16 protein-coding genes are annotated in these 20,324 nt (G+C 56.6%); 7 read left to right on the forward strand and 9 right to left on the reverse strand.

Going from position 1 to position 20,324, the window contains the following annotated elements; all coding sequences use genetic code 11:
* Positions 1–125: 125 nt before the first annotated feature.
* The 3 genes from QOL67_RS20350 (at position 126) to QOL67_RS20360 (ending at position 5,772) form a co-directional block, all read left to right on the forward strand.
* Positions 126–1,373 carry an efflux RND transporter periplasmic adaptor subunit gene (locus QOL67_RS20350; protein WP_283427829.1) on the forward strand — a complete coding sequence of 416 codons (1,248 nt, stop codon included), beginning with the start codon at positions 126–128 and terminating at the stop codon, positions 1,371–1,373.
* Positions 1,370–5,251 (forward strand): efflux RND transporter permease subunit, encoded by a 3,882-nt coding sequence (locus QOL67_RS20355; RefSeq protein ID WP_283427830.1) that lies wholly within the window; start codon positions 1,370–1,372, stop codon positions 5,249–5,251. The genes QOL67_RS20350 and QOL67_RS20355 overlap by 4 nt, the downstream gene beginning before the upstream one ends.
* Before the next feature lie 140 nt (positions 5,252–5,391).
* Positions 5,392–5,772 (forward strand): DUF1294 domain-containing protein, encoded by a 381-nt coding sequence (locus tag QOL67_RS20360; protein ID WP_283427831.1) that lies wholly within the window; start codon positions 5,392–5,394, stop codon positions 5,770–5,772.
* 56 nt (positions 5,773–5,828) lie between these two features.
* Here the strand turns inward: QOL67_RS20360 and QOL67_RS20365 are convergent, their stop codons facing one another.
* Together QOL67_RS20365 and QOL67_RS20370 are read right to left on the reverse strand one after the other, a co-directional pair.
* A complete protein-coding gene (locus QOL67_RS20365; protein WP_283427832.1) occupies positions 5,829–7,649 on the reverse strand; it encodes an ABCB family ABC transporter ATP-binding protein/permease in 1,821 nt (606 codons plus the stop codon).
* Between the two features lie 73 nt (positions 7,650–7,722).
* Positions 7,723–9,594: a LysM peptidoglycan-binding domain-containing protein gene (locus QOL67_RS20370; RefSeq protein ID WP_283427833.1), complete on the reverse strand. Its 1,872-nt coding sequence runs from the start codon at positions 9,592–9,594 to the stop codon at positions 7,723–7,725.
* 98 nt (positions 9,595–9,692) lie between these two features.
* Here QOL67_RS20370 and QOL67_RS20375 point away from each other — a divergent pair, with 98 nt between their 5' ends.
* A complete protein-coding gene (locus QOL67_RS20375) occupies positions 9,693–10,244 on the forward strand; it encodes an LOG family protein (RefSeq protein ID WP_283427834.1) in 552 nt (183 codons plus the stop codon).
* Between the two features lie 70 nt (positions 10,245–10,314).
* On the opposite strand, the gene QOL67_RS20380 is transcribed toward QOL67_RS20375, so the two are convergent.
* The 6 genes from QOL67_RS20380 to QOL67_RS20405 form a co-directional block, all read right to left on the reverse strand.
* Positions 10,315–10,914: a superoxide dismutase gene (locus tag QOL67_RS20380; protein WP_283427835.1), complete on the reverse strand. Its 600-nt coding sequence runs from the start codon at positions 10,912–10,914 to the stop codon at positions 10,315–10,317.
* Positions 10,915–11,044: 130 nt separating this feature from the next.
* Positions 11,045–11,446, reverse strand: coding sequence for a hypothetical protein (locus QOL67_RS20385; RefSeq protein ID WP_283427836.1), 402 nt, complete (start codon positions 11,444–11,446; stop codon positions 11,045–11,047).
* Positions 11,447–11,556: 110 nt separating this feature from the next.
* Positions 11,557–12,123 carry a sarcosine oxidase subunit gamma gene (locus QOL67_RS20390; RefSeq protein WP_283427837.1) on the reverse strand — a complete coding sequence of 189 codons (567 nt, stop codon included), beginning with the start codon at positions 12,121–12,123 and terminating at the stop codon, positions 11,557–11,559.
* A complete protein-coding gene (locus QOL67_RS20395) occupies positions 12,116–15,130 on the reverse strand; it encodes a sarcosine oxidase subunit alpha family protein (protein WP_283427838.1) in 3,015 nt (1,004 codons plus the stop codon). The genes QOL67_RS20390 and QOL67_RS20395 overlap by 8 nt, the downstream gene beginning before the upstream one ends.
* The gene (locus QOL67_RS20400) at positions 15,127–15,456 is read right to left on the reverse strand and encodes a sarcosine oxidase subunit delta (protein ID WP_283427839.1); all 330 of its coding nucleotides are present in this window, start codon (positions 15,454–15,456) and stop codon (positions 15,127–15,129) included. Before QOL67_RS20400 ends, QOL67_RS20395 begins: the two co-directional genes overlap by 4 nt.
* 259 nt (positions 15,457–15,715) lie before the next feature.
* Positions 15,716–16,963: a sarcosine oxidase subunit beta family protein gene (locus QOL67_RS20405; protein WP_283427840.1), complete on the reverse strand. Its 1,248-nt coding sequence runs from the start codon at positions 16,961–16,963 to the stop codon at positions 15,716–15,718.
* Positions 16,964–17,140: 177 nt separating this feature from the next.
* Here QOL67_RS20405 and ccmI point away from each other — a divergent pair, with 177 nt between their 5' ends.
* From ccmI to QOL67_RS20420, 3 genes are read left to right on the forward strand one after another with little or no spacing between them, the layout of a single operon-like run.
* Positions 17,141–18,382, forward strand: coding sequence for a c-type cytochrome biogenesis protein CcmI (ccmI, locus tag QOL67_RS20410; RefSeq protein ID WP_283427841.1), 1,242 nt, complete (start codon positions 17,141–17,143; stop codon positions 18,380–18,382).
* Between the two features lie 26 nt (positions 18,383–18,408).
* A complete protein-coding gene (gene ruvX / locus QOL67_RS20415) occupies positions 18,409–18,861 on the forward strand; it encodes a Holliday junction resolvase RuvX (RefSeq protein ID WP_283427890.1) in 453 nt (150 codons plus the stop codon).
* Entirely contained in the window at positions 18,858–19,091 is a 234-nt protein-coding gene (locus tag QOL67_RS20420) for a DUF1289 domain-containing protein (protein WP_283427842.1), read from the forward strand. The genes ruvX and QOL67_RS20420 overlap by 4 nt, the downstream gene beginning before the upstream one ends.
* A 68-nt stretch (positions 19,092–19,159) precedes the next feature.
* On the opposite strand, the gene QOL67_RS20425 is transcribed toward QOL67_RS20420, so the two are convergent.
* Positions 19,160–20,164 (reverse strand): calcium-binding protein, encoded by a 1,005-nt coding sequence (locus tag QOL67_RS20425; RefSeq protein WP_283427843.1) that lies wholly within the window; start codon positions 20,162–20,164, stop codon positions 19,160–19,162.
* Between the last annotated feature and the right edge of the window lie 160 nt (positions 20,165–20,324).

The raw sequence follows: 20,324 nt of genomic DNA on the forward strand, positions 1-20,324 counted from the left end.
CGGAGTAATTTGAACCGATGAGTCCAAATTTTAGCATCTGAGGTTGTTTCTCGGGGCGCGAACGCCAATATGTCGTCCAATATTTGTGCGCGGGAGGGCGCACGTTAAGCAACAGGGGCCATAATATGCGGCTTATTCCGGTTCTGACCGCACTTCTTGTCGCGGCAGTTTTGTATTTTGTAGTGGTAGAACGTGACCGACTCGCTGCTTTTGCTGGTAACGGCGCTGCCGAAGAGGTGAGCGAAGAGAATGCTGACGTCGCTGCCGAAACCGAGACAGACGAGACACCTGAAACGTCCAAACTTATTCGTGTTGTCGCTGTACGCAGTGAAGCCCGCACCATCGATAGCGCAGTTGTACTGCGTGGCGAAACCGAGGCGGATCGTGAGGTTGAGGTACGTGCGGAAACCAGTGGTCTGGTGATCACTGAACCGCTGAGACGCGGCTCCAGCGTGAGCGCAGGTCAGGAACTATGTCGTCTGGACGTGGGCACCAGTACAGCGGTTTTGGCGGAAGCTAAGGCAAGACTTCTCGAGGCACGAGCGCGCATTCCAAGCGCGCAGGCCTCTGTAGCGGAAGCCGAAGCGCGGCTGGAAGAGGCAAAAATCAACGACAATGCAGCGCGCAAACTGTCGGAAGGTGGCTTTGCCTCTTCCACACGTGTTGCGAGCACTGCGGCAGGCGTACGCGCTGCTGAGGCGTCGATTCAAGCGGCCACTTCGGGTTTGGAAAGCACGCAGGCCGGCATCGAATCGGCTCAGGCGCTTGTCGCCGCTGCGGAGCGCGAGGTTGACCGGTTGACCATGGTGGCGCCGTTTGACGGCCTACTTGAGAGCAAAACGGCAGAACTGGGTAGCTTGATGCAACCGGGCAGCCTCTGCGGCACTGTCTTGCGGCTTGACCCCATTCGCGTGGTTGGCTTTGTGCCGGAAACCGACATCAGCCGCGTAAACGAAGGATCTCTGGCGGGTGCACGCCTGACAACCGGTCAGGAAGTGACCGGCCAAGTGACCTTTGTGTCCCGGTCTGCTGACCCTCAAACGCGCACGTTCCGTGTTGAAGTCACCGTGCCAAACCAAGACTTGGCTATCCGTGACGGTCAAACCGCCGAAATTATGATCTCAGCCGACGGCGCAGCCGCACATTTCTTGCCCCAGTCCTCGCTGACACTGAATGATGAGGGCACCTTGGGGGTTCGCATCGTGCAAGACGGCGGCATTGTGGCGTTCAAAGCAGTGGATCTGCTCCGGGATGGAATTGACGGTATCTGGGTTGGCGGATTGCCGGACAAGGCTGACGTGATCATCGTGGGTCATGAATTTGTGATAGAGGGTGTTCACGTCGCGCCGACATATCGGGAGCTTGACCAATGACCGGCGCCATCACCTGGGCCGCCGAACGCGCCCGAATGATCCTGGCGTTCATCGTCATTTCCCTGGTGATTGGCGCCTTTTCCTACGCAAGCCTTCCTAAGGAAGGCGAGCCAGACATCGACATCCCAATCCTTTACGTCTCTGTCAGCTATCCAGGGATTTCCGCAGAGGATGCAGAAAGCCTTTTGGTGAAACCAATGGAGACAGAGGCTGTCGATCTGGATGGCCTCGACAAGATGAGCGGCATCGCCTCAGAAAACCACGCCTCTTTGCTGCTGGAATTCGACTTTGGCTGGGACAAAAGCGCAACGATCGCTGATGTGCGCGACGCCATGAACACGGCGCAAGCCAATTTCCCCGAAGGCGCCGATCAATACACAATCTCGGAAATCAACTTTTCTGAGTTCCCAATCGTGATTGTGAACCTGTCCGGTGATGTTCCTGAACGCACGATGGCGCGTTTGGCCAAAGACCTGCAGGATGATTTTGAAGCCATCGACGCGGTTCTGGAAGCGCCGATTGCCGGCAACCGCGACGAAATGGTTGAGGTCGTGATCGACCCGCTGCGACTGGAATCCTACAACGTCACCGCGCCCGAGCTGATCAGTGTTGTTCAGAACAACAACCAACTGATTGCGGCGGGTGAAGTCGAAACCAATCAAGGTACGTTCTCTGTCAAAATCCCCTCCTCGTTCAACGATGTCAGCGACATTTATGAATTGCCGGTGAAAACCAACGGTGAGCGGATTGTGACGCTGGGCGATCTTGCTGAGATCAACTTCACCTTTGAAGACCGTGCGGGCACTGCGCGGTTTGACGGCGAAAACACGGTTGCACTGCAGGTGGTGAAAGGCAAAGGCTTCAACATCATCGACACCGTGGATCAAATCAAAACCACACTGGCCAAGGCGCAAGAAAGCTGGCCTGAAGAGCTTCAGGCGGCGGTACATGTTGGCACCTCCAATGATCAGAGCCGCGTTGTCGGCTCAATGGTGCGTCAGCTCGAAGGCTCAGTTCTGACGGCGATTGCACTGGTGATGATTGTGGTTCTGGCCTCGCTGGGCAGTCGCGCCGCCATGCTGGTGGGTTTTGCTATTCCAGCCTCTTTCCTGCTGTGTTTTGCCTTCCTCGCACTGATGGGTGTGACCATCTCCAACATGGTGATGTTTGGTCTGATCCTTGCTGTGGGGATGCTGGTGGACGGCGCCATTGTTGTGGTGGAATACGCCGACAAACGCATCAAGGAGGGTGTCGGCCCGATGCACGCCTATGTTGAGGCTGCGCAGCGGATGTTTTGGCCCATCGTCAGTTCCACCGCGACCACGCTTTGTGCCTTCCTGCCGATGCTGTTCTGGCCGGGTGTGCCGGGCGAATTCATGGGCATGTTGCCGGTCACAATGATCTTTGTACTGTCGGCATCCTTGCTGGTGGCACTGATCTATCTGCCGGTTGTGGGCGGTATCTCTGGCCGCTTGAGCCGGGTGTTCGATCATGCGTCTGAAGGGTTAAAAGCCCGTCTGCCGTGGGTCGTTCGCGCCCTGATGGTTCCGGTCCCGCTCTACGGTATGTTTGCTGGCCTAATGCAGATGTTGAACGCAACTTATGCATCTGGCGACGATGGCTCCACCACAGGGGTTCTGATAGCCGGAGGCGTGCTGTTTGTTTTGTCTGCGTTTGCAGCATCGATCACCATGAGTGCCGCCGAAATCACACGCAAACGCCGCAACGTGAAATCTGGCTTCCGTCACAATGGCTTTGGCTACCTGATGCGCTTTATCGTCGGCAACCCAATCATGCCGCTGGTTTCCATCGCTGCGGTGATCTTCACTGTTGTCTCGATCCTCGGGTACTTTGGCGAGAACAGTAAAGGTGTCGAATTCTTCGTCGCCACTGAGCCGGAGCAAGCCACGGCTTATGTGCGGGCACGTGGCAACCTATCGCTTGCTGAAAAAGACGACATGGTGCGTGAAGCTGAAACCATCATCATGCAGCATCCGGCAGTGATCAACGTGTTCTCCTTTGCCGGCAAGGGAGGCTTGGACACAGGCGGCCCAGGGGGTGGCAACTCGCCACCTGACACAGTTGGCCAGGTCCAGTTTGAGATCATCCCTTGGGAAGATCGCCCTACTGCGCGCGAGACATGGTTCTTTGGCCTCTTGGAGCGGGACGTAAGTTCGCCAGAATTTGGTGGCAATCGCGTGCTGAGCGAGTTGGACGCGGAACTGGCAAAACTGCCTGGGTTCTTTGTGGAAACCAGCCCCATCGAACAGGGTCCTGGCTCTGGCAAACCCATTCATCTGCGGATTAAAGGTGATGGCTGGGACGAACTCAACGTCGCCGCTGCCACCGCACGGGAGACCTTTGAGGCGACCACAGGTTTGACTTTGGTTGAAGACACCCTGCCCTTGCCTGGCATTGACTGGCAAATTGACGTGGATGTGGCCAAAGCCGGCCGCTACGGCGCGGATGTGGCCACCGTTGGTGCGATGGTGCAACTGGTGACGCGTGGCATTCTGCTGGACACCATGCGCGTGGAAAGCTCAGATGAAGAAATTGAAATCCGTCTGCGTTTGCCTGATCAAGACCGTGTGCTTTCAACATTGGACACACTTAAGGTACGCACCAACGACGGGCTTGTCCCGTTGTCCAACTTTGTTACACGCTTCCCTGTGCCAAAACGCGCCTCGATCAGCCGGGTTGATCAAGAGCGCTACTATGACGTGAAAGCCGACTTTGTGCCGGGTCTTGTCAAAATTGTATCCGGTGACGGCGAAGAAGCCCGCACTCTGGCTGTTTTGAAGACACTAGCGGACGGTGAGTCCACAAGCGACACAGTGATCTCCACTCCAAATGGCGATCAATTCACCTTATTTGCCCTAGAAAATGCGAAGTCCGCCATCGAGTTGCAGGCGGCCATTAATGATGGAGCACGTCGCATCCCTGTGACGGCAACGGAACGCATCGAAGTGCTGACAGAGTGGCTCAACACCAATCCATTTGGCAGCTCAATCAGTTGGGAGTGGACCGGCGATCAGGAAGAACAGGCCGAATCCGGCGCCTTCTTGATGAGCGCCTTCTCCGCTGCACTGGGGTTGATGTTTGTGATCCTGTTGGCGCAGTTCAACAGCTTCTACAACTCGGTGCTGGTGCTTCTGGCGGTCGTTCTGTCCACGGCCGGTGTGCTGGTAGGAATGCTGGTGATGGATCAAACGTTCTCGATCATCATGACCGGTACCGGCATTGTAGCCCTGGCGGGGATTGTGGTGAACAACAACATTGTTCTGATCGATACCTATCAAGAATACAGCCAATACATGCCGCGGATCGACGCAATTGTGCGCACCGCACAGAGCCGTATCCGTCCAGTACTGCTGACCACCATCACCACAATGGCAGGCCTCGCGCCGATGATGTTTGGCCTGAGCCTGGACTTCATCAATGGTGGCTACTCCATCGACAGCCCCACGTCCCTGTGGTGGAAACAGCTGGCGACGGCCGTGGTGTTTGGTCTGGGCATCGCAACTGTGCTGACATTGGTGTTCACACCTTCCATGTTGGCAGCGCGGGTTTGGGCCAGCACCTACTTCAACTGGATGATGCGCCTGTTGGCACGCCTGTCCTTTGGCCGCACCTCGCAAGCTGGTCAGGATTGGGCGCTGCGCCGCGCGGCGCGCAAAGTAAAACACCCGGTGTTGCTGTGGGATGAAACCACCGAAGTGGTGATGGAAAGCTCCTCTCCGAGCGGACGCACCACAAAACCGTCCAACCGCCCTGCCAAGGTCGACCCCAATGACCTTGCGCCAGAGGTTGAGGCCCCGCGTGGTGGCAAAGCGGCCAATGACGATCCAGATACTGGGGGCATTCAAGCCGCTGAATAAAACGACGTACAGTGAAAAAAAAACGCGCTCCTTCCGGGGGCGCGTTTTTCATTCATCCATAATGTTCTTTTTTTGCAGCGCATTTCGCCTTATACGTGTCGCACTACAATTCTTGCGGCGACATTATTACAGGCCTTTTTATGTTGGACTTAGCAGTCAGCACGTCTCTGTCACCTGCGCTCCCAGCCCTTATTTTAACGGGTTTGGTGATGGTGTTTTGGCTTGCGCTGAACCTGGTGACATACACCTTTTTTCACGCAGACAAGGAACGCGCCATATACGGTGAAGACCGTATTTCCGAGCGCACACTCCTGTCGCTCGCGCTCATTGGGGGGTCTGTAGGCGCAAAAGTGGCGCAGAAACGGTTTCATCACAAAACCCGCAAACAGCCGTTTGGGTATTATCTCAACGCCATTGTTGTTTTGCACCTGGGGTTGATTGTCCTGGGAACCTACCTGGCAGTTGCCGGAGCAAACGGTACTTGGATATCGGAAGAAATCGCCACAATCTGGCTGACCTAACCAAACCCACAACCAGCCCGTCAAAGACAGGCTGGTCCCTGAGGTTTTGATGAAACTCAGGCGGCGTCTTCATCCGCCTGCTGACGGGTCCAGAGCTGCGCGTAGCGGCCTCTTTTTTCCAAAAGCGCACCGTGCGTGCCTTCTTCGACCACCTCGCCTTTTTCTAACACAACAATCCGATCAGCTTCTGCGATGGTGGACAGACGGTGTGCGATTGTTATCACGGTGCGGCCCTCTCCAGCTCGCGCCAAAGCTTCCTTGATGCCTTGCTCGGTTTCGGTGTCCAGCGCTGAGGTGGCCTCGTCCAACAACAGGATCGGCGGGTTCTTCAGCAACGTCCGTGCAATGCCCACACGCTGTTTCTCGCCGCCAGAAAGTTTGAGCCCCCGTTCACCAACCGCCGTGTCATAGCCATCCGGCAACGCCGCAATGAAGTCATGGATTTGCGCAGCCTGGGCAGCAGCGACAACATCGTCCTGCGTCGCCCCGTCGCGCCCATACGCAATGTTGTAGCGGATGGTGTCGTTGAACAGCACCGTGTCTTGCGGCACCACCCCAATAGCGTCATGCAGACTCTCTTGTTGCACGTCACGCACGTCTTGGCCGTCAATCCTTAGCGCCCCCCCCTGCACATCATAGAACCGGAACAACAGACGGCCGATGGTGGATTTCCCGGATCCCGACGCACCCACAATCGCAACCGTCTGCCCACCCGGCACTTCTAGGCTCACGCCCTTCAGAATGGCGCGTTCGGCCTCATAGCCAAAGGCCACAGAGTCCAGCGAAATGGACCCGTCTTTGATGGCCAAGGGCTTTGCATCAGGTTTGTCAGCCACTTCGGCGGGCTGTTCGAGCAGTTCAAACATCTCGCCCATGTCGACAAGGCTCTGACGGATTTCGCGATAGACCGTGCCCAGGAAATTCAACGGCATGGTGATCTGCACCATATAGGCGTTGACCATGACAAAATCGCCCACAGTCAGGTCGCCGTTTTGCACGCCAATCGCAGCCATAACCATCACAATGACAAGCCCGGAGGTGATCAGAAAGGACTGTCCAAAGTTCAAAAAAGCCAAGGAATATGAAGTCTTTAGCGCGGCTTCCTCATAACCGGCCATGGCGCTGTCATAGCGCGCAGCCTCTCGTTTTTCCGCACCAAAATACTTGACAGTCTCAAAATTCAGCAGGCTGTCGATCGCCTTCTGATTGGCATCCGTATCTTGGTCATTCATCTGACGGCGCAGCTTCACGCGCCATTCGGTGACCTTGAACGTGAACCAGATGTAGATCGAGATGGTCACGCCCACAACGGCCAGATAGCGCGCGTCAAACAGCCAATAGAAGATCGCGGAGATCATCAACAGTTCGAGCACCAGCGGGCCGATGGAGAACAGCAGGAAGCGCAGTAGGAACTCCACACCTTTCACACCGCGCTCAATGATGCGGCTCAAGCCGCCAGTTTTGCGGGTGATGTGATAGCGCATCGACAGGCGGTGGATGTGCTCAAAGGTTTCCAGTGCCAGTTGGCGCAGGGCACGTTGCGCCACTTTGGCAAACACCGCATCGCGCAACTGCTGGAAGCCATTGGTCATCAAACGGGCCATGCCATAGGCAACAGTCAACCCAACCGCCCCGAGGGCCAATGGCGGCACACCTTCATTGGCCAGCGCATCCACGGCGCCTTTGTAAAGCATCGGCGAATAGACAGCGATCACCTTGGAAGCCAACAGCATGCACAATGCCAGCACCACGCGATGTTTCACCCATGGTTTGTCATCTGGCCAGAGATAAGGAGAAACTTTCCGTATCGTACGCCAACCGGAGCGTTGCTCATTGCGCGCGAGTTCCTCAGCCGTAGCCGTGTGCCATTTCGTCATGCCTGCCTGCCTGTCAGTTGGTGAGCCTGACAAACCTAATCATCAGGCGCAGGACTTGCCAGCCCTGACGGCGTTATTCTTCCGGCACCGTAAAGACTTGGCCCGGATAGATCAGATTTGGATCGCGGATTTTGTCTTTGTTGGCTTCAAAGACCTGCAAGTAAAGCTCACCTTCGCCGTAGCGGTCCCGCGCAATCGCCCAAAGCGTGGCGCCCGGTTGCACGGTGACAATGCGGACTGGAGGTTGGGCCGCTTCGGTCTGGTTGTCAGGTTCTGATATCGTTTCAGTGGACGCCGCCACACTTGTCGCTGTCGCCGTATCTGTGCCGGCTTGTTCCACGCCGGTTGGCTGCTCTGCTTCCGCAGTAGTGGCAGGCTGTTCCGGGGTGCTGGTTTCGACCGGGTCTGTGTCACGCGCGCTTGTGGTTGCCACAACAGCTGGCACAGAAGCCGCGTCTTTAGAGGTTTCGATCTTCGCCGCGTCGTCCTCAATTGTCGCCGCAACGGCAGGAGCTTTGGCCTCCGAAACACTGTCAGTCTTCGCCGGTGTCTCAGTCACTTCGACTTGCGTTGCCACGGGCGCCTCCGTTTTTGCGACTGCCTCCTGTGTATCCGCACCACCAGTGTCGTTTGAAGAATCAGTTGCCGTCTTCGCAGTGGTTTCAGCCGCTGCGACAGTTTCTGCCTGCGCACGGGCCTGGGCGACAGTTTCCGGCGTTTCACGCTTAAACGGCGTTACCACGCGGGACAGCACTTTGGCCGACTCGTCCACTTCATCCGCACGCAATTCGTACAAGCCACCGGCCACATCTTCCAACTGCGTAGACCATAGACCCGTGTTATTGATCTGCGTGGTCGCGGCCAAAGCATTGTCCAGATACAGCCGCACAAAAGCACTTGGGTTGCCGCGTCCGGAGACCATTACTGCACCGGTGTCGGTATAGCTGATCGAGTCTATCGATACCGCTGCCATGACCTCAGGTGTGGACTCTTCCGGCGCGGCCGGTTGCACCACGCGCACGCCTTCGGAATCCGACACGATCACCGCTGGCGCCTTGGGTTTTGGGGAGGCCTCTACCGCAGCGGTCTCTTCTTTGGCTTCAGGTTTCGGCGCGACTTCCGACGACCCTTCATCCAATTTTTCAGCAACCCCTTCAACACGTTGCAGATCGTTACTCACTTTAGAAGCAGTGTCCTCAGCCTCCCCAACAGCGTTGTCAGTTGCCGCTTCTTCCGCCGATGTCGATGCGATTTCCGGTGCCGCATTTTCCTGCGTAACCTCTGGCTCGACCACGTCATTTGCGGCAGGCTCTTCCACTACATCAGGCGCAGTAACGGCCTCCGCCACAGCCAACACAGGCGCTACAATAACGGTGGCATCAGAGGACAGATCGCCATCATCCCGCCGCTCAACCAGGCTCAACACACGCGGTGCATCACTTGGTTCAATTGCAAGGATAGCGGCAAATTTTCCGGCTGTGTCCACAGGCGCCAAAGCCACCTCGGTACCATCAAGCAAAATGCCAAGCATGGCCCCTGGTGCGGCCGCGCCTGCGACCACGGTATTGCCTTCAGCATCCACACGCACCACGTCAAAACTGGGCGCGATGGCGGGTGTTGTTGTTTCGCTTGTAGCCTCCGCTGCCGCTTGTTCCGCAGACTGCACCTCGGCTTCTTCTGTGTCGTCCACCTCAGATTGGGCTTCCGCAACCTCTGGTATAACAACGGTTTCCTGCGTTGGTTCTGGCGTGGCGTCAGCCGCAGGCTCCGTTGGAGTTGCAATGGCAGGTGAAGAGGTTTCGGTTGTGGCCGCATCATCAACGCTCTGATCGCTGCCATCGAGCACGCCAGTGGATACCAGCGCAAAGACGGACACGCCCATCGCCACCACAACGCCAGCCACCCAGGCCACATTTCCACTAAAAATCGAAGTTTTGTCACTCATCGCCGAATATCCCCCGAAGTCGGCTGCATCTTGGTTGAGAGACCCTACCAACCCAGATATTGCTGGTCAAAACTGCTTTGAACATATTGGAGACTTTCATGACCACACGCTCGATCTGTGTCTTTTGTGGTTCACGTTTTGGCGGCGACGCAGCCTATAAGGAGGCCGCGGAGGCCTTTGGCGCGCGGTTTGGCGACAAAAACTGGCGTCTGGTCTATGGCGCGGGGGACGTGGGACTGATGGGCGCGGTTGCCAATGCGGCGCAGGCCGCAGGGGCGGATACCTTTGGCGTGATCCCGACCCATTTGCTGGAATGGGAGGTCGGCAAACGCGATCTGACCAATTTCATTGTGACTGAGAACATGCACGAGCGCAAAAAGGTCATGTTCATGAACAGCGACGCCATTGTGGTCTTACCGGGTGGCGCGGGCTCGCTGGACGAGTTCTTCGAAGTACTGACATGGCGGCAACTGGGCCTGCATGAGAAACCCATTGTGGTGTTGAATGTGAATGGGTTTTGGGATCCGCTGATTGGGCTTGTAGACCACGTGATTGCACAGGGTTTTGCAGAGGACAGCATACGCGACTTTATCCATGTCGCCGATGATGTGACAGCGCTGGAAACTATTTTGGATCGCGCGTTTGGCTAAAACTTCTATGTCCTAGAGACACAAAAAAGCCCGCCAGTTGGCGGGCTTTTCTTATTGGATCTAGATCCGCTTACATACGCGAAGCAACGTTTTCCCAGTTCACCAGGTTGTCCAGGAAGTTGGACAGGTACACCGGACGTTTGTTGCGGAAGTCGATGTAATAGGAGTGCTCCCACACATCACAGCCCAGCAGCGCGGTCTGGTTGAAGCACAGTGGGTTCACACCGTTTTCGGTCTTGGTCACAGCCAAGGAACCGTCCGCATTTTTCACCAGCCAGCACCAGCCGGAGCCAAACTGACCTGCGCCTGCGGCGGAGAATTGGGATTTGAATTCTTCCACGGAGCCAAAGGACTCAACCAGCGCTTTTTCCAGCTCGCCTGGCATCGCGTTTGTGCCCGGGCCCATCATTTCCCAAAACTGGTTGTGGTTCCACAGCTGAGAGATGTTGTTGAAGATGCCGTTTTGCGCAACGGATTTGGCGTCGTAGGTGCCAACGATGATCTCTTCGAGAGACTTGTTTTCCCACTCTGTGCCAGCGATGGCAGCGTTACCATTGGTCACATAGGCATTGTGGTGCAGGTCGTGGTGGAATTCCAGCGTTTCTGCAGACATGCCTTTGTCGGCCAGAGCGTCGTGGGCATAAGGAAGATCAGGGAGTTGAAAAGCCATTGCAGCATCCTCTTCTGTTGCGCGAATTATCTTTGCCAGACACATGTGGGCGATTGGACCGTGAGGTCAAGAGCAAAGCGGCAAAATGCGTCGCCACACTGCATCTTGCCAACCTAAAGCGCAGCACGATCTACTTTTGAAGCGCGCAGGAACCGTTGCCAGTTTCAGTGTTTGGGTATCCAAAGGCGTTGAATGTCAAATGGGCACGGTTGCGTTTCTTTTTATACACCAAGGACCATTCCAGGGTGGCCTTTTGACCTTTGCCGCTCACCACATCTTCTAGACGCCATCGCACCCGCATCTGCTTGTCATTGTCCTGAACAAACTTCGCCTGCACCGGGGAGCGCCCATGGTGCTTGGACAGGCGATCGGTGATTTGCGCGCCACCTTTGCCATCGAACTCGACCAGAACCTCAGGCGAAATAGTGCCATTGGAGCCCCCGCCGCGGAATTTACAAATATAGGTTTGTGCATGCACAGATGTCGCTGCCGCAAGAGAAAGGCCAAGCGCAAAAGAAATCGTTTTCAACATAGTTTAATATGGTCCCGAAACTGTTTTCGGGACCATAGGGGCACAACGTGCAACCGCAAGTGGAAATTGTGTCTTAGGCACGCGGCCTTTTGGCCACCTGCAAAGATGCCTCAGTGAAAGCCCACTTCACCCCCCGATTGCGCCGAAATTTTCAGCACATCAAAGACATATTGCGCCACAGAGCGGAAGCAGATGATTTCAAAACTGCCATCGTCGTTGCCCCACACAGCCGCAGGCACCTGCGCGATGCGAGAGCGGCGAATGCCGCCAGAACCAAAGGCGTCTTGGGCAAAGTCAACAGGTGCAAGCTTGGCCAACACATCGCGACTGCCATCACCAGACAGACGGAAAACGGCACGCGCGTCTGACACATTGGCAACCAGCGCGTGGACACCGCTCAGTACCTCATTCATCTGTACAACAGTGGCCTCGGCTTGATCATAATCCACCACAACAAGCAGCTCGTCCGGAGACATCCACGCCACCACACCGCTGCCGCCTACCGCGACCTTGCGCTGTACCGGAACAGCTGCACCGGTGGCTGTCTTCACAGCCGCCGCCATTTCTTTGGACGTCAGATCACCCCGCACAGTGATCATGCCGCGCAGGCCGGTTTCTTCCACCTTGGCAAAGCCTTCGAAACTTGCGCCATTCAGGGCGCTCACAGCCTCAGACATTCTGCTTCTCCCCGTCTTTGTCATAGAACACCGGATCCACCACTTTGGCCTTCACCGTACTGCCGTCCACTTTGTTGAATTCGACCACATCACCCAGACGTTTCATGCCACCATGGATCAGCCCCATTGCGATGCCACGGTCCAGCGACGGCGAATAGTAAGACGAGGTTACACGGCCCTGCGTGTTGCGCTGGCCATTTGCATTGGTGCCATGATCGACAATGTAGGCCCCATCGGGAATGACCGAACCGTCTTCAGTTTCAAAGCCAGCCAGTTTCCAGCGATCTTCCGACGCCATATGGTCACGCATCTGCGCACGTTTGCCCAAGAAGTCGTCTTTCTTCTTGGAAATCGCCCACTGCATGTTGAGATCCTGTGGGATCACCGTGCCATCGGTCTCATCGCCAATCATGATGAAGCCTTTTTCGGCCCGCATCACATGCAGCGCTTCGGTGCCATACGGCATGATGCCGAACTCTTCGCCCGCCTCCAACAGCGCGTCCCAGAAGGCACGGCCCTGGCTCGCCGGAACGGCGATTTCGTAAGACAGTTCACCGGAGAACGAAATCCGGTAGGCACGGGCGTCAAACTCGCCGATCTTGCCGTCTTTCCACTCCATGAAGGCCAGACCTTCTTTGGAGACATCCATTTCACCGCCAAGTTTCTCGATCACCTTACGGGCGTTCGGGCCAACCACGGCAATCTGGGCGTATTGCTCAGTGACATTGGCGGTGTAGACCTGCCAGTCCCACCATTCACATTGCAGCCAGTCTTCCATCCAGCCGTGAATACGCTCAGCCCCGCCGGTGGTGGTGTGACACAGGAAAGTGTCCTCATCGATGCGCGCGACCACGCCGTCATCCATCAGGAAGCCGTTTTCGTTACACATCAGGCCGTAGCGACATTTGCCCACCTTCAGCGTCGACATCATGTTGGTGTACATCATGTTCAGGAATTTGCCCGCATCCGGCCCTTTGACGATGATCTTACCCAGCGTGGATGCATCCAGAAGCCCAACGCTGTCGCGGGTCTGGCGGATTTCACGGCTCACTGCATCAGCATGGCTTTCGCTGCCCCGTGGGAAGCAATACGGACGCCGCCAATGGCCAACCGGTTCAAAGAAAGCACCATTGGCCTCGTGCCAGTCGTGGACTGGCGTGCGGCGCAGCGGTTGGAACACCTCGTCACGCGCCTCGCCTGCAATTGCGCCCATGGAGATCGGTGTGTAAGGCGGACGGAAGGTGGTGGTGCCAGTGGCCGGAATAGGTTGATTGAGCGCATCAGAAAGAACCGCCAATCCATTGATATTACTCAATTTACCTTGATCTGTCGCCATGCCCAGCGTGGTGTAGCGCTTGGTGTGCTCCACACTTTCATAGCCTTCTTGCGCCGCCAGTTTCACGTCCGACACTTTCACGTCGTTCTGATAATCCAGCCAGGCTTTCATGCGCAGCTTTGGTCCTGCGCCTTGCGGCATCAACCAACAGGGCACAAGCGGTGCTTCGTCATGTACATCACCTTTGGGGGCGTTGGTCGACGTCACATCAAAGCCTGCGGCTTGTGCAGCGGCTTCACCAGCTTTCTGACCATCAACCAACACGTCACCCAGTTTGAGTGGACCACTTGCGGAGCCTGCCGTGACCACAAAAGGGTTGCCATCATGGCTTGTCGGCGCGCGGTCCGGATCGGGGCGGAAATGCGCCTGCGCTTCGTCCCAGATCAGCTTGCCGCCGCAGTGGGACCAGAGGTGCACCACCGGAGACCAGCCGCCGGACATGGCCACTGCGTCACAGGCGATGTCTTCGAGCACTGCGCCCTCGCCCGCCTGGGCGCAGATCGCCACGCTGGTCACGCGTTTTCCACCTTTGACCTTGGCAATGCCTTTGCCATTCTCGACGCGGAAACCTTGTTCGCGTGCCGCATCAGCCAGAGGACCCCCGCCATTTGGGCGCGCGTCGAGAATTACCGGCACTTCAAGGCCGTGAATTTTGAGCGTAAAGGCGGTGCGATAGGCATCGTCGTTGTTGGCCACAACCACCACGCGGTCACCGGAAGAAGTGCCAAAGTTGACAATATAGTCGCGCATCGCGCTGGCCAGCATCACGCCGGGAATGTCATTGCCCGCAAAGGACAGCGGGCGTTCAATGGCGCCGGTCGCCGTTACGATCTGCTTCGCGCGAATGCGCCACAGGCGGTGACGCGGACCCTCCATCAGAGGTGCGTGATCGGTCAGGCGTTCATAGCCAAGGATGTAGCCGTGGTCATAGACCCCTGCCCCCATCATACGGTTGCGCAAAGTGACGTTTTCCATCGCCTCAAGCTCGGCCACAGTGGCGTCGATGAAGTCATCCACCTTCACGCCGTCAACCTTGCCGCCATCAACCGGCGCGCGGCCACCCCAGTGGGCTGTTTGCTCCATCAGCAGCACTTTGGCACCAGCCTGACCAGCGGCTTTGGCGGCCATCAGACCTGCGACGCCGCCGCCAACAACAACCACATCAAAGAAGGCGTAAAAATGCTCGTAACGGTCCGCATCGCGGTCTTTAGGTGCTTTGCCCAGACCTGCTGAGTGGCGCACGATGGGTTCAAACACATGTTTCCACGCCGCTGCGGGCGCCATGAAGGTTTTGTAGTAAAAGCCTGCGGGCAAAGCGCGCGCCACATAGTTGTTGACCACGCCCACGTCGAACTCGAGGCTCGGCCAATGGTTCTGAGAGGTGCAGGTCAGCCCGTCATAGAGCTCGGTGGTGGTGGCGCGTTGGTTGGGCTCAAACTTGCCACCCTGACCCATGTTCACCAAGGCATTGGGCTCTTCCGCACCCGAGGCCACGACGCCACGCGGGCGGTGGTATTTGAACGAGCGGCCCATCATCATCTGGTCATTTGCCAGAAGCGCGGAGGCCAGCGTGTCGCCTTCAAAGCCGGTGAACTGTTTGCCGTTAAAGGAGAATGTCACCTGTTTGGCTTTGTTCAAAAGCCGCCCGCCGGTGGTCAGACGTGTGCTCATGAGAATTCCCTCCACGACCAATTTGGAATTTTGGCCGAGATTTTATCTTTGATATCCTGTGGCGGTTCCAGCGTTTGCGCAGCATAGGTCCCAAACACCTCCAGCGTCGTTGTGGAGCGTGCCGCGTGGAAGAACTTGCCGCAGCCGGATGCATGCCGCCACCGTTCCAAATGCACCCCTTTGGGGTTCTCGCGCATAAAGAGGTAGCTTTCAAAGTCCGCGTCGTCAGAGCCGGGGCCAAAGCGTTTCAGATGGGCCTCACCTTCGGCGTGAAGCTCGGTTTCCTCGGCCCAGACGCCGCAATAGGGACATTGAAGGGTTAGCATTGAAACTCTCCCGTTTCATTCCTAGGTTGATTGTTATGGAAACAAGCACCGTTATTAATTGGATTATGTTCTCGAGTGTGCCCGTGGGCGCGCTCGTAATTTGGCTGTACTACCGGCGCCAGCGTAAAGTGCCCGAACAACAATCGCATCAGCCGCACAGCAAATTGACGTCCAACAACAGCGCTGAGATCTCTAACAGCCATCAGGTTGGTGCCAGCTATCAAGGGTCGGAATAAAGGCACATCTTTAAGCGCTGACATCAGTGAGCCACCCCTGCTGCAACGCTCTCGTCGATAAACCGGCCTTCGATAAACCGTTCCATGCCAAACTCAGCCGCCAGCGGCCCCGGCTCGCCTTTGGCGATCAGTTCGGCTGTTGCCCAGCCGCCACCCGGAATGGCTTTGAAGCCGCCAGTGCCCCAGCCTGCGTTGATGAAGCAATTGCCCAGTGGCGTCTTGCCGATCACCGGAGAGCGGTCGCCGGTCACATCCACGATGCCGCCCCACTGACGCAGCATTTTAAGGCGGCTGACCATCGGGAAGGTTTCGCAGAGCGCCCGTACGGTTTCCTCAACATGATGAAAGCTGCCGCGTTGGGTGTAGTTATTGAACCCATCGGTGCCGCCGCCAATCACCATCTCACCTTTGTCTGACTGAGACATATAGCCATGCACGGTGTTGGCCATCACCACCACATCCATGCAAGGTTTGATGGGCTCTGACACCAGCGCCTGTAGTGCGACGCTTTCCATCGGCAGACGGAAACCCGCCATATTGGCCAAATCGCCGGAATTGCCCGCCACAACAAGCCCTAGCTTATCACAGTCGATGGGGCCTTTGGTGGTGTCGACACCCACCACATTGCCACCTTCAGAACGTACACCAACCACTTCACATTTCTGGATAATATCCATTCCCATGTCGGAACAGGCACGGGCATAGCCCCAGGCCACCGCATCATGGCGGCCAGTGCCACCGCGCGCCTGCCAGAGGCCACCAAGAACTGGATAGCGTGGACCATCGATGTTGATGATCGGCACCAATTCTTTCACACGCTCCGGCCCGATGAACTCGGTTGGTACGCCTTGCAGAGCATTGGCATGGGCCGTGCGCTGATAGCCGCGCACCTCATGTTCGGTCTGCGCCAGCATGATCACACCGCGCGGCGAGAACATGACGTTGTAATTTAGGTCCTGGCTCATGGTCTCATAAAGAGAGCGCGCCTTTTCATAAAGCGCAGCGGAGCTGTCCTGCAGGTAGTTTGAGCGGATGATGGTGGTGTTACGTCCGGTGTTGCCGCCTCCGAGCCAGCCTTTCTCGATAATGGCGACATTGGTGATTCCGAAGTTTTTGCCCAGATAGAACGCAGTCGCGAGGCCATGGCCACCGGCGCCCACAATGATCACGTCATACTTCTTCTTAGGTTCCGGAGAGCGCCAAGCGCGTTCCCAGCCGGTGTGGAACCGGGCGGCTTCGCGGGCGATGGCAAAGGCTGAATATTTTCTCATGAGCGTGATTCCGAATTGGAGGCAACTTCTCTCAGTTTATGAACTTTTTGGTAATGTGGTCACCACGGTTAAAGCGCCTATTTGCGCCCCGGTTGCGACATGTCGCGCCGGAAGTCGATTTTCCCTTTCAGCCACCGGTGTGCGGCACTACATGTGGGTCACCACTTTGGAGGCCACATGATTTTCTGGATTGCTGCAGCTGCCCTTGCCCTTGTCACCGCCGGTTTGTTTGCGCTCGCATTAATGCGCCGCGCGGAGGACGAAGAGCACCCCGCCGCTTATGATTTGCAGGTCTATCGCGACCAGCTCAAAGAGGTCGACAAAGACAAGGCGCGCGGTGTGATCGGCGATGAAGACGCCGCCCGCATGAAAACCGAGATTTCGCGCCGCATACTGGCGGCTGACGCGCAGATGCAAGAAACCATGAGTGATGAGACAGGTGGTGGCCGCAAATCCATGGTGGTTGCCGTTGTACTGGCACTGGTGGTTTTTGGCAGTAGCTTTGGTCTCTATTATAAACTGGGCGCACCGGGTTACCGCGATATGCCGCTGCAAGAACGTGCAGCCGAAGCACAGGCACGTCGGGACAATCGAGACAGTCAGTCGGTGGCAGAAACCAAAGTGCCGCCACGTCCAGCCGTGGACGCGGGTGAAGAGTTCCTGGAGTTGATGACCAAGCTGCGTGCCGCCGTGAAGGAAAACCCAAACGATCTGCAGGGTCAGGAGCTTTTGGCCCGCAACGAAGCCAACCTTGGCAACATGCCAGCCGCTTACGCCGCACAGGCCAAGGTCATTGAACTCAAAGGCGCAGACGTCACCGCAGGTGATTATGTGCTACACGCCAATCTGCTGATTTCGGCGGCTGGGGATTATGTGTCACCGGAAGCGGAGCAAAGCCTCACCAAAGCCTTGGAGCTGGACCCGTTTAACAATCTGGGGCGCTATTACATGGGTCTGATGATGTGGCAGACCGGTCGTCCTGATGCGACTTTCCGCATTTGGGATCAAGTCCTGCGCCAAAGCCCAAATGACGCCCCGTGGGTGCCGTCCATTCGCAAAACCATCACCGAATTGGCCTGGTATGCCGGCATTGACTACAAAATGCCCGCACCGGTGCCGACCCATAATCCGGACGGCCTGTCCGGCCCGTCTGCTGAAGACATGGAGGCAGCCGGAGAGCTGGATGTGGAAGACCGTCAAGCGATGATCCAAGGCATGGTGGACCAGCTGTCTGATCGGTTGGCCACCGAAGGCGGTACGCCACAGGAATGGGCGCAGTTGATTGGTGCGTATGGTGTGATGGGCAACACAGAGCGTGCGCAGGCCATCTGGGCCGAAGCGCAACAGGTGTTTGCCGAAGTCCCCGAGGCGCTGGAGATTGTCCGCGCCGGTGCCGCACAGGCCGGTGTGCTACAGTGAGCGAGATCTACCAATCTATCGAAGAAATGGCCCCGCAGCTGGCCCCGATGCAGGCGCTGATGGGATTGGACCTCGGCACAAAAACCATTGGTGTGGCGGTCAGTGACAGTTTCCGCTCTGTGGCCACGCCGATTGAAACCGTGAAGCGTAAGAAGTTTGGCGCGGATGCGCAGCGGCTGATTGAAATTGCCAATGATCGCAGCATTGGCGGGATCATCCTTGGGTTGCCAATGAACATGGATGGCAGTGAAGGCCCACGGGCGCAATCCACCCGCGCTTTTGCCCGAAACCTCTCTGCGTTGGTCGAGGTACCAATTGGCTTCTGGGATGAGCGCTTGTCCACTGTTGCAGCCGAAAGGGCGCTATTGGAGGCGGATACGTCACGCAAACGTCGCGCAGAGGTGATCGACCATGTGGCAGCCTCGTATATCCTGCAGGGAGTACTGGACCGGCTGAGCCATCTTGGGAGCGCATTGTGAGCAAAGACATCGTGTGGAAACGCAGCGAAGTGGAAAGCCCGTGCATACAAGTCTGCGTTGTGCACCCCGAAGAGCGGATTTGCACCGGCTGCTTGCGCAGCATTGATGAAATCACCCGCTGGTCAAAGATGGCACCCGATGAGCGCAGCGAAATCATGGCAGAGCTGCCCACCCGCGCACCACGTTTGAAAAAGCGTCGAGGGGGCCGGAACGCGCGCCTAAAGCGCTAAGGCCACGCAACAGCTCAAACAAAAAGCGCGCCCGAAAAAGCGCGCTTTTGTCATTTTGAGGAGACGTCCTACAACACCTCTACCGAAGGCTCGAACTCCGGCTCTATGTAGCGAGACTCAACAACCGACACGTGGCTTATATTCATGCCAGGCCCGTAAACGGAGGCCATCGGTTCACCATCGTAAGTGACCGTAAACCAGCCTTCTCCTTTGTCAGGATCAGGATCCACTGCCACAGTGCCATCAGCAAAACTCCCAGGAGTTCCGCTTTCTGACACCCATTCCGGCACGTGAATCTCAAAGACATCTTCTGTGACGTCGAAATCCTCCACTACTGGCAGATTGTCTGGGTCTATCCATGTGCCAGAGGCAAACGTGTCGGCGCCCTCTCCGCCTTCAGCAATATCGCCAGAGCCCATAATTAAGGTGTCATCCCCCTCATCACCCCGCATCGTGTCAACATCCTGAGCGCTGCTATGTGGCTGCCCTACAATATGGAATTCGTTGAAACTGTCTTCGACCCCCCAAAAGACATCGTTTCCAGAACCACCTTCCATGCTGTCCGTGCCATCGCCGCCAATTAACGTGTCGTTGCCACGTCCCCCTATCAGGGTGTCTTCACCGTCCTCGCCATACAGGCTGTCGTCAGAAGTTTGACCGGAGAGATGATCATCTCCCTTGCCGCCTTCCAGCGTGTCAGCGCTGTTACCGCCCCATAGCGAGTCATTGCCAGCACCACCGATCAGGCTGTCTTCGCCGTCGTCACCAAGAAGGCTGTCGTTTCCTTCGCCGCCGTCTACCCTATCATTGCCATCGCCAGCAGAAATCGAGTCGTCACCTGCAAGGCCTGAAACAACATCGTCACCGGCAAGCGCGTCGATCTGTTCACTAAGTTCGGTACCCGAAAGATTTTCAGCGTCTTCTGTCCCAGTGATTGGGGGACCGATAGGTACAACTTCCGGTTCCTCCGGCTCTCGAGTTTCTGGCTCATTGTCCATGTCTTCGGATTCTGAGCCGCTAAACACCATTGTGCCACCGAAGGCAGCAAGCCCTAACAGTAATAGTAAATGCACCTTAATACCCTTAATTCGAAGCAGAACGACCTTAACTGCACTCTTCTTTCAAAGCAACCTTAAGTAGAATGGCTGTTGAGATCCAATCCTTTAAATCGTCCAAGCAGACTCGACACTTTTCAGTTTTGACGAAATCGACTAACGGCAGCCTTTCCAGCGT

Source organism: Shimia sagamensis (genome assembly GCF_900182745.1).
GTDB classification, from domain to species: Bacteria; Pseudomonadota; Alphaproteobacteria; order Rhodobacterales; family Rhodobacteraceae; genus Shimia; species Shimia sagamensis.

Excerpts from the sequence above, each read along its gene's own strand:
- QOL67_RS20350 (WP_283427829.1), top strand. The coding sequence starts at position 126 with ATGCGGCTTATTCCGGTTCTGACCGCACTTCTTGTCGCGGCAGTTTTG.
- QOL67_RS20355 (WP_283427830.1), top strand. The coding sequence starts at position 1,370 with ATGACCGGCGCCATCACCTGGGCCGCCGAACGCGCCCGAATGATCCTG.
- QOL67_RS20360 (WP_283427831.1), top strand. The coding sequence starts at position 5,392 with ATGTTGGACTTAGCAGTCAGCACGTCTCTGTCACCTGCGCTCCCAGCC.
- QOL67_RS20365 (WP_283427832.1), bottom strand. The coding sequence starts at position 7,649 with ATGACGAAATGGCACACGGCTACGGCTGAGGAACTCGCGCGCAATGAG.
- QOL67_RS20370 (WP_283427833.1), bottom strand. The coding sequence starts at position 9,594 with ATGAGTGACAAAACTTCGATTTTTAGTGGAAATGTGGCCTGGGTGGCT.
- QOL67_RS20375 (WP_283427834.1), top strand. The coding sequence starts at position 9,693 with ATGACCACACGCTCGATCTGTGTCTTTTGTGGTTCACGTTTTGGCGGC.
- QOL67_RS20380 (WP_283427835.1), bottom strand. The coding sequence starts at position 10,914 with ATGGCTTTTCAACTCCCTGATCTTCCTTATGCCCACGACGCTCTGGCC.
- QOL67_RS20385 (WP_283427836.1), bottom strand. The coding sequence starts at position 11,446 with ATGTTGAAAACGATTTCTTTTGCGCTTGGCCTTTCTCTTGCGGCAGCG.
- QOL67_RS20390 (WP_283427837.1), bottom strand. The coding sequence starts at position 12,123 with ATGTCTGAGGCTGTGAGCGCCCTGAATGGCGCAAGTTTCGAAGGCTTT.
- QOL67_RS20395 (WP_283427838.1), bottom strand. The coding sequence starts at position 15,130 with ATGAGCACACGTCTGACCACCGGCGGGCGGCTTTTGAACAAAGCCAAA.
- QOL67_RS20400 (WP_283427839.1), bottom strand. The coding sequence starts at position 15,456 with ATGCTAACCCTTCAATGTCCCTATTGCGGCGTCTGGGCCGAGGAAACC.
- QOL67_RS20405 (WP_283427840.1), bottom strand. The coding sequence starts at position 16,963 with ATGAGAAAATATTCAGCCTTTGCCATCGCCCGCGAAGCCGCCCGGTTC.
- ccmI (WP_283427841.1), top strand. The coding sequence starts at position 17,141 with ATGATTTTCTGGATTGCTGCAGCTGCCCTTGCCCTTGTCACCGCCGGT.
- ruvX (WP_283427890.1), top strand. The coding sequence starts at position 18,409 with ATGGCCCCGCAGCTGGCCCCGATGCAGGCGCTGATGGGATTGGACCTC.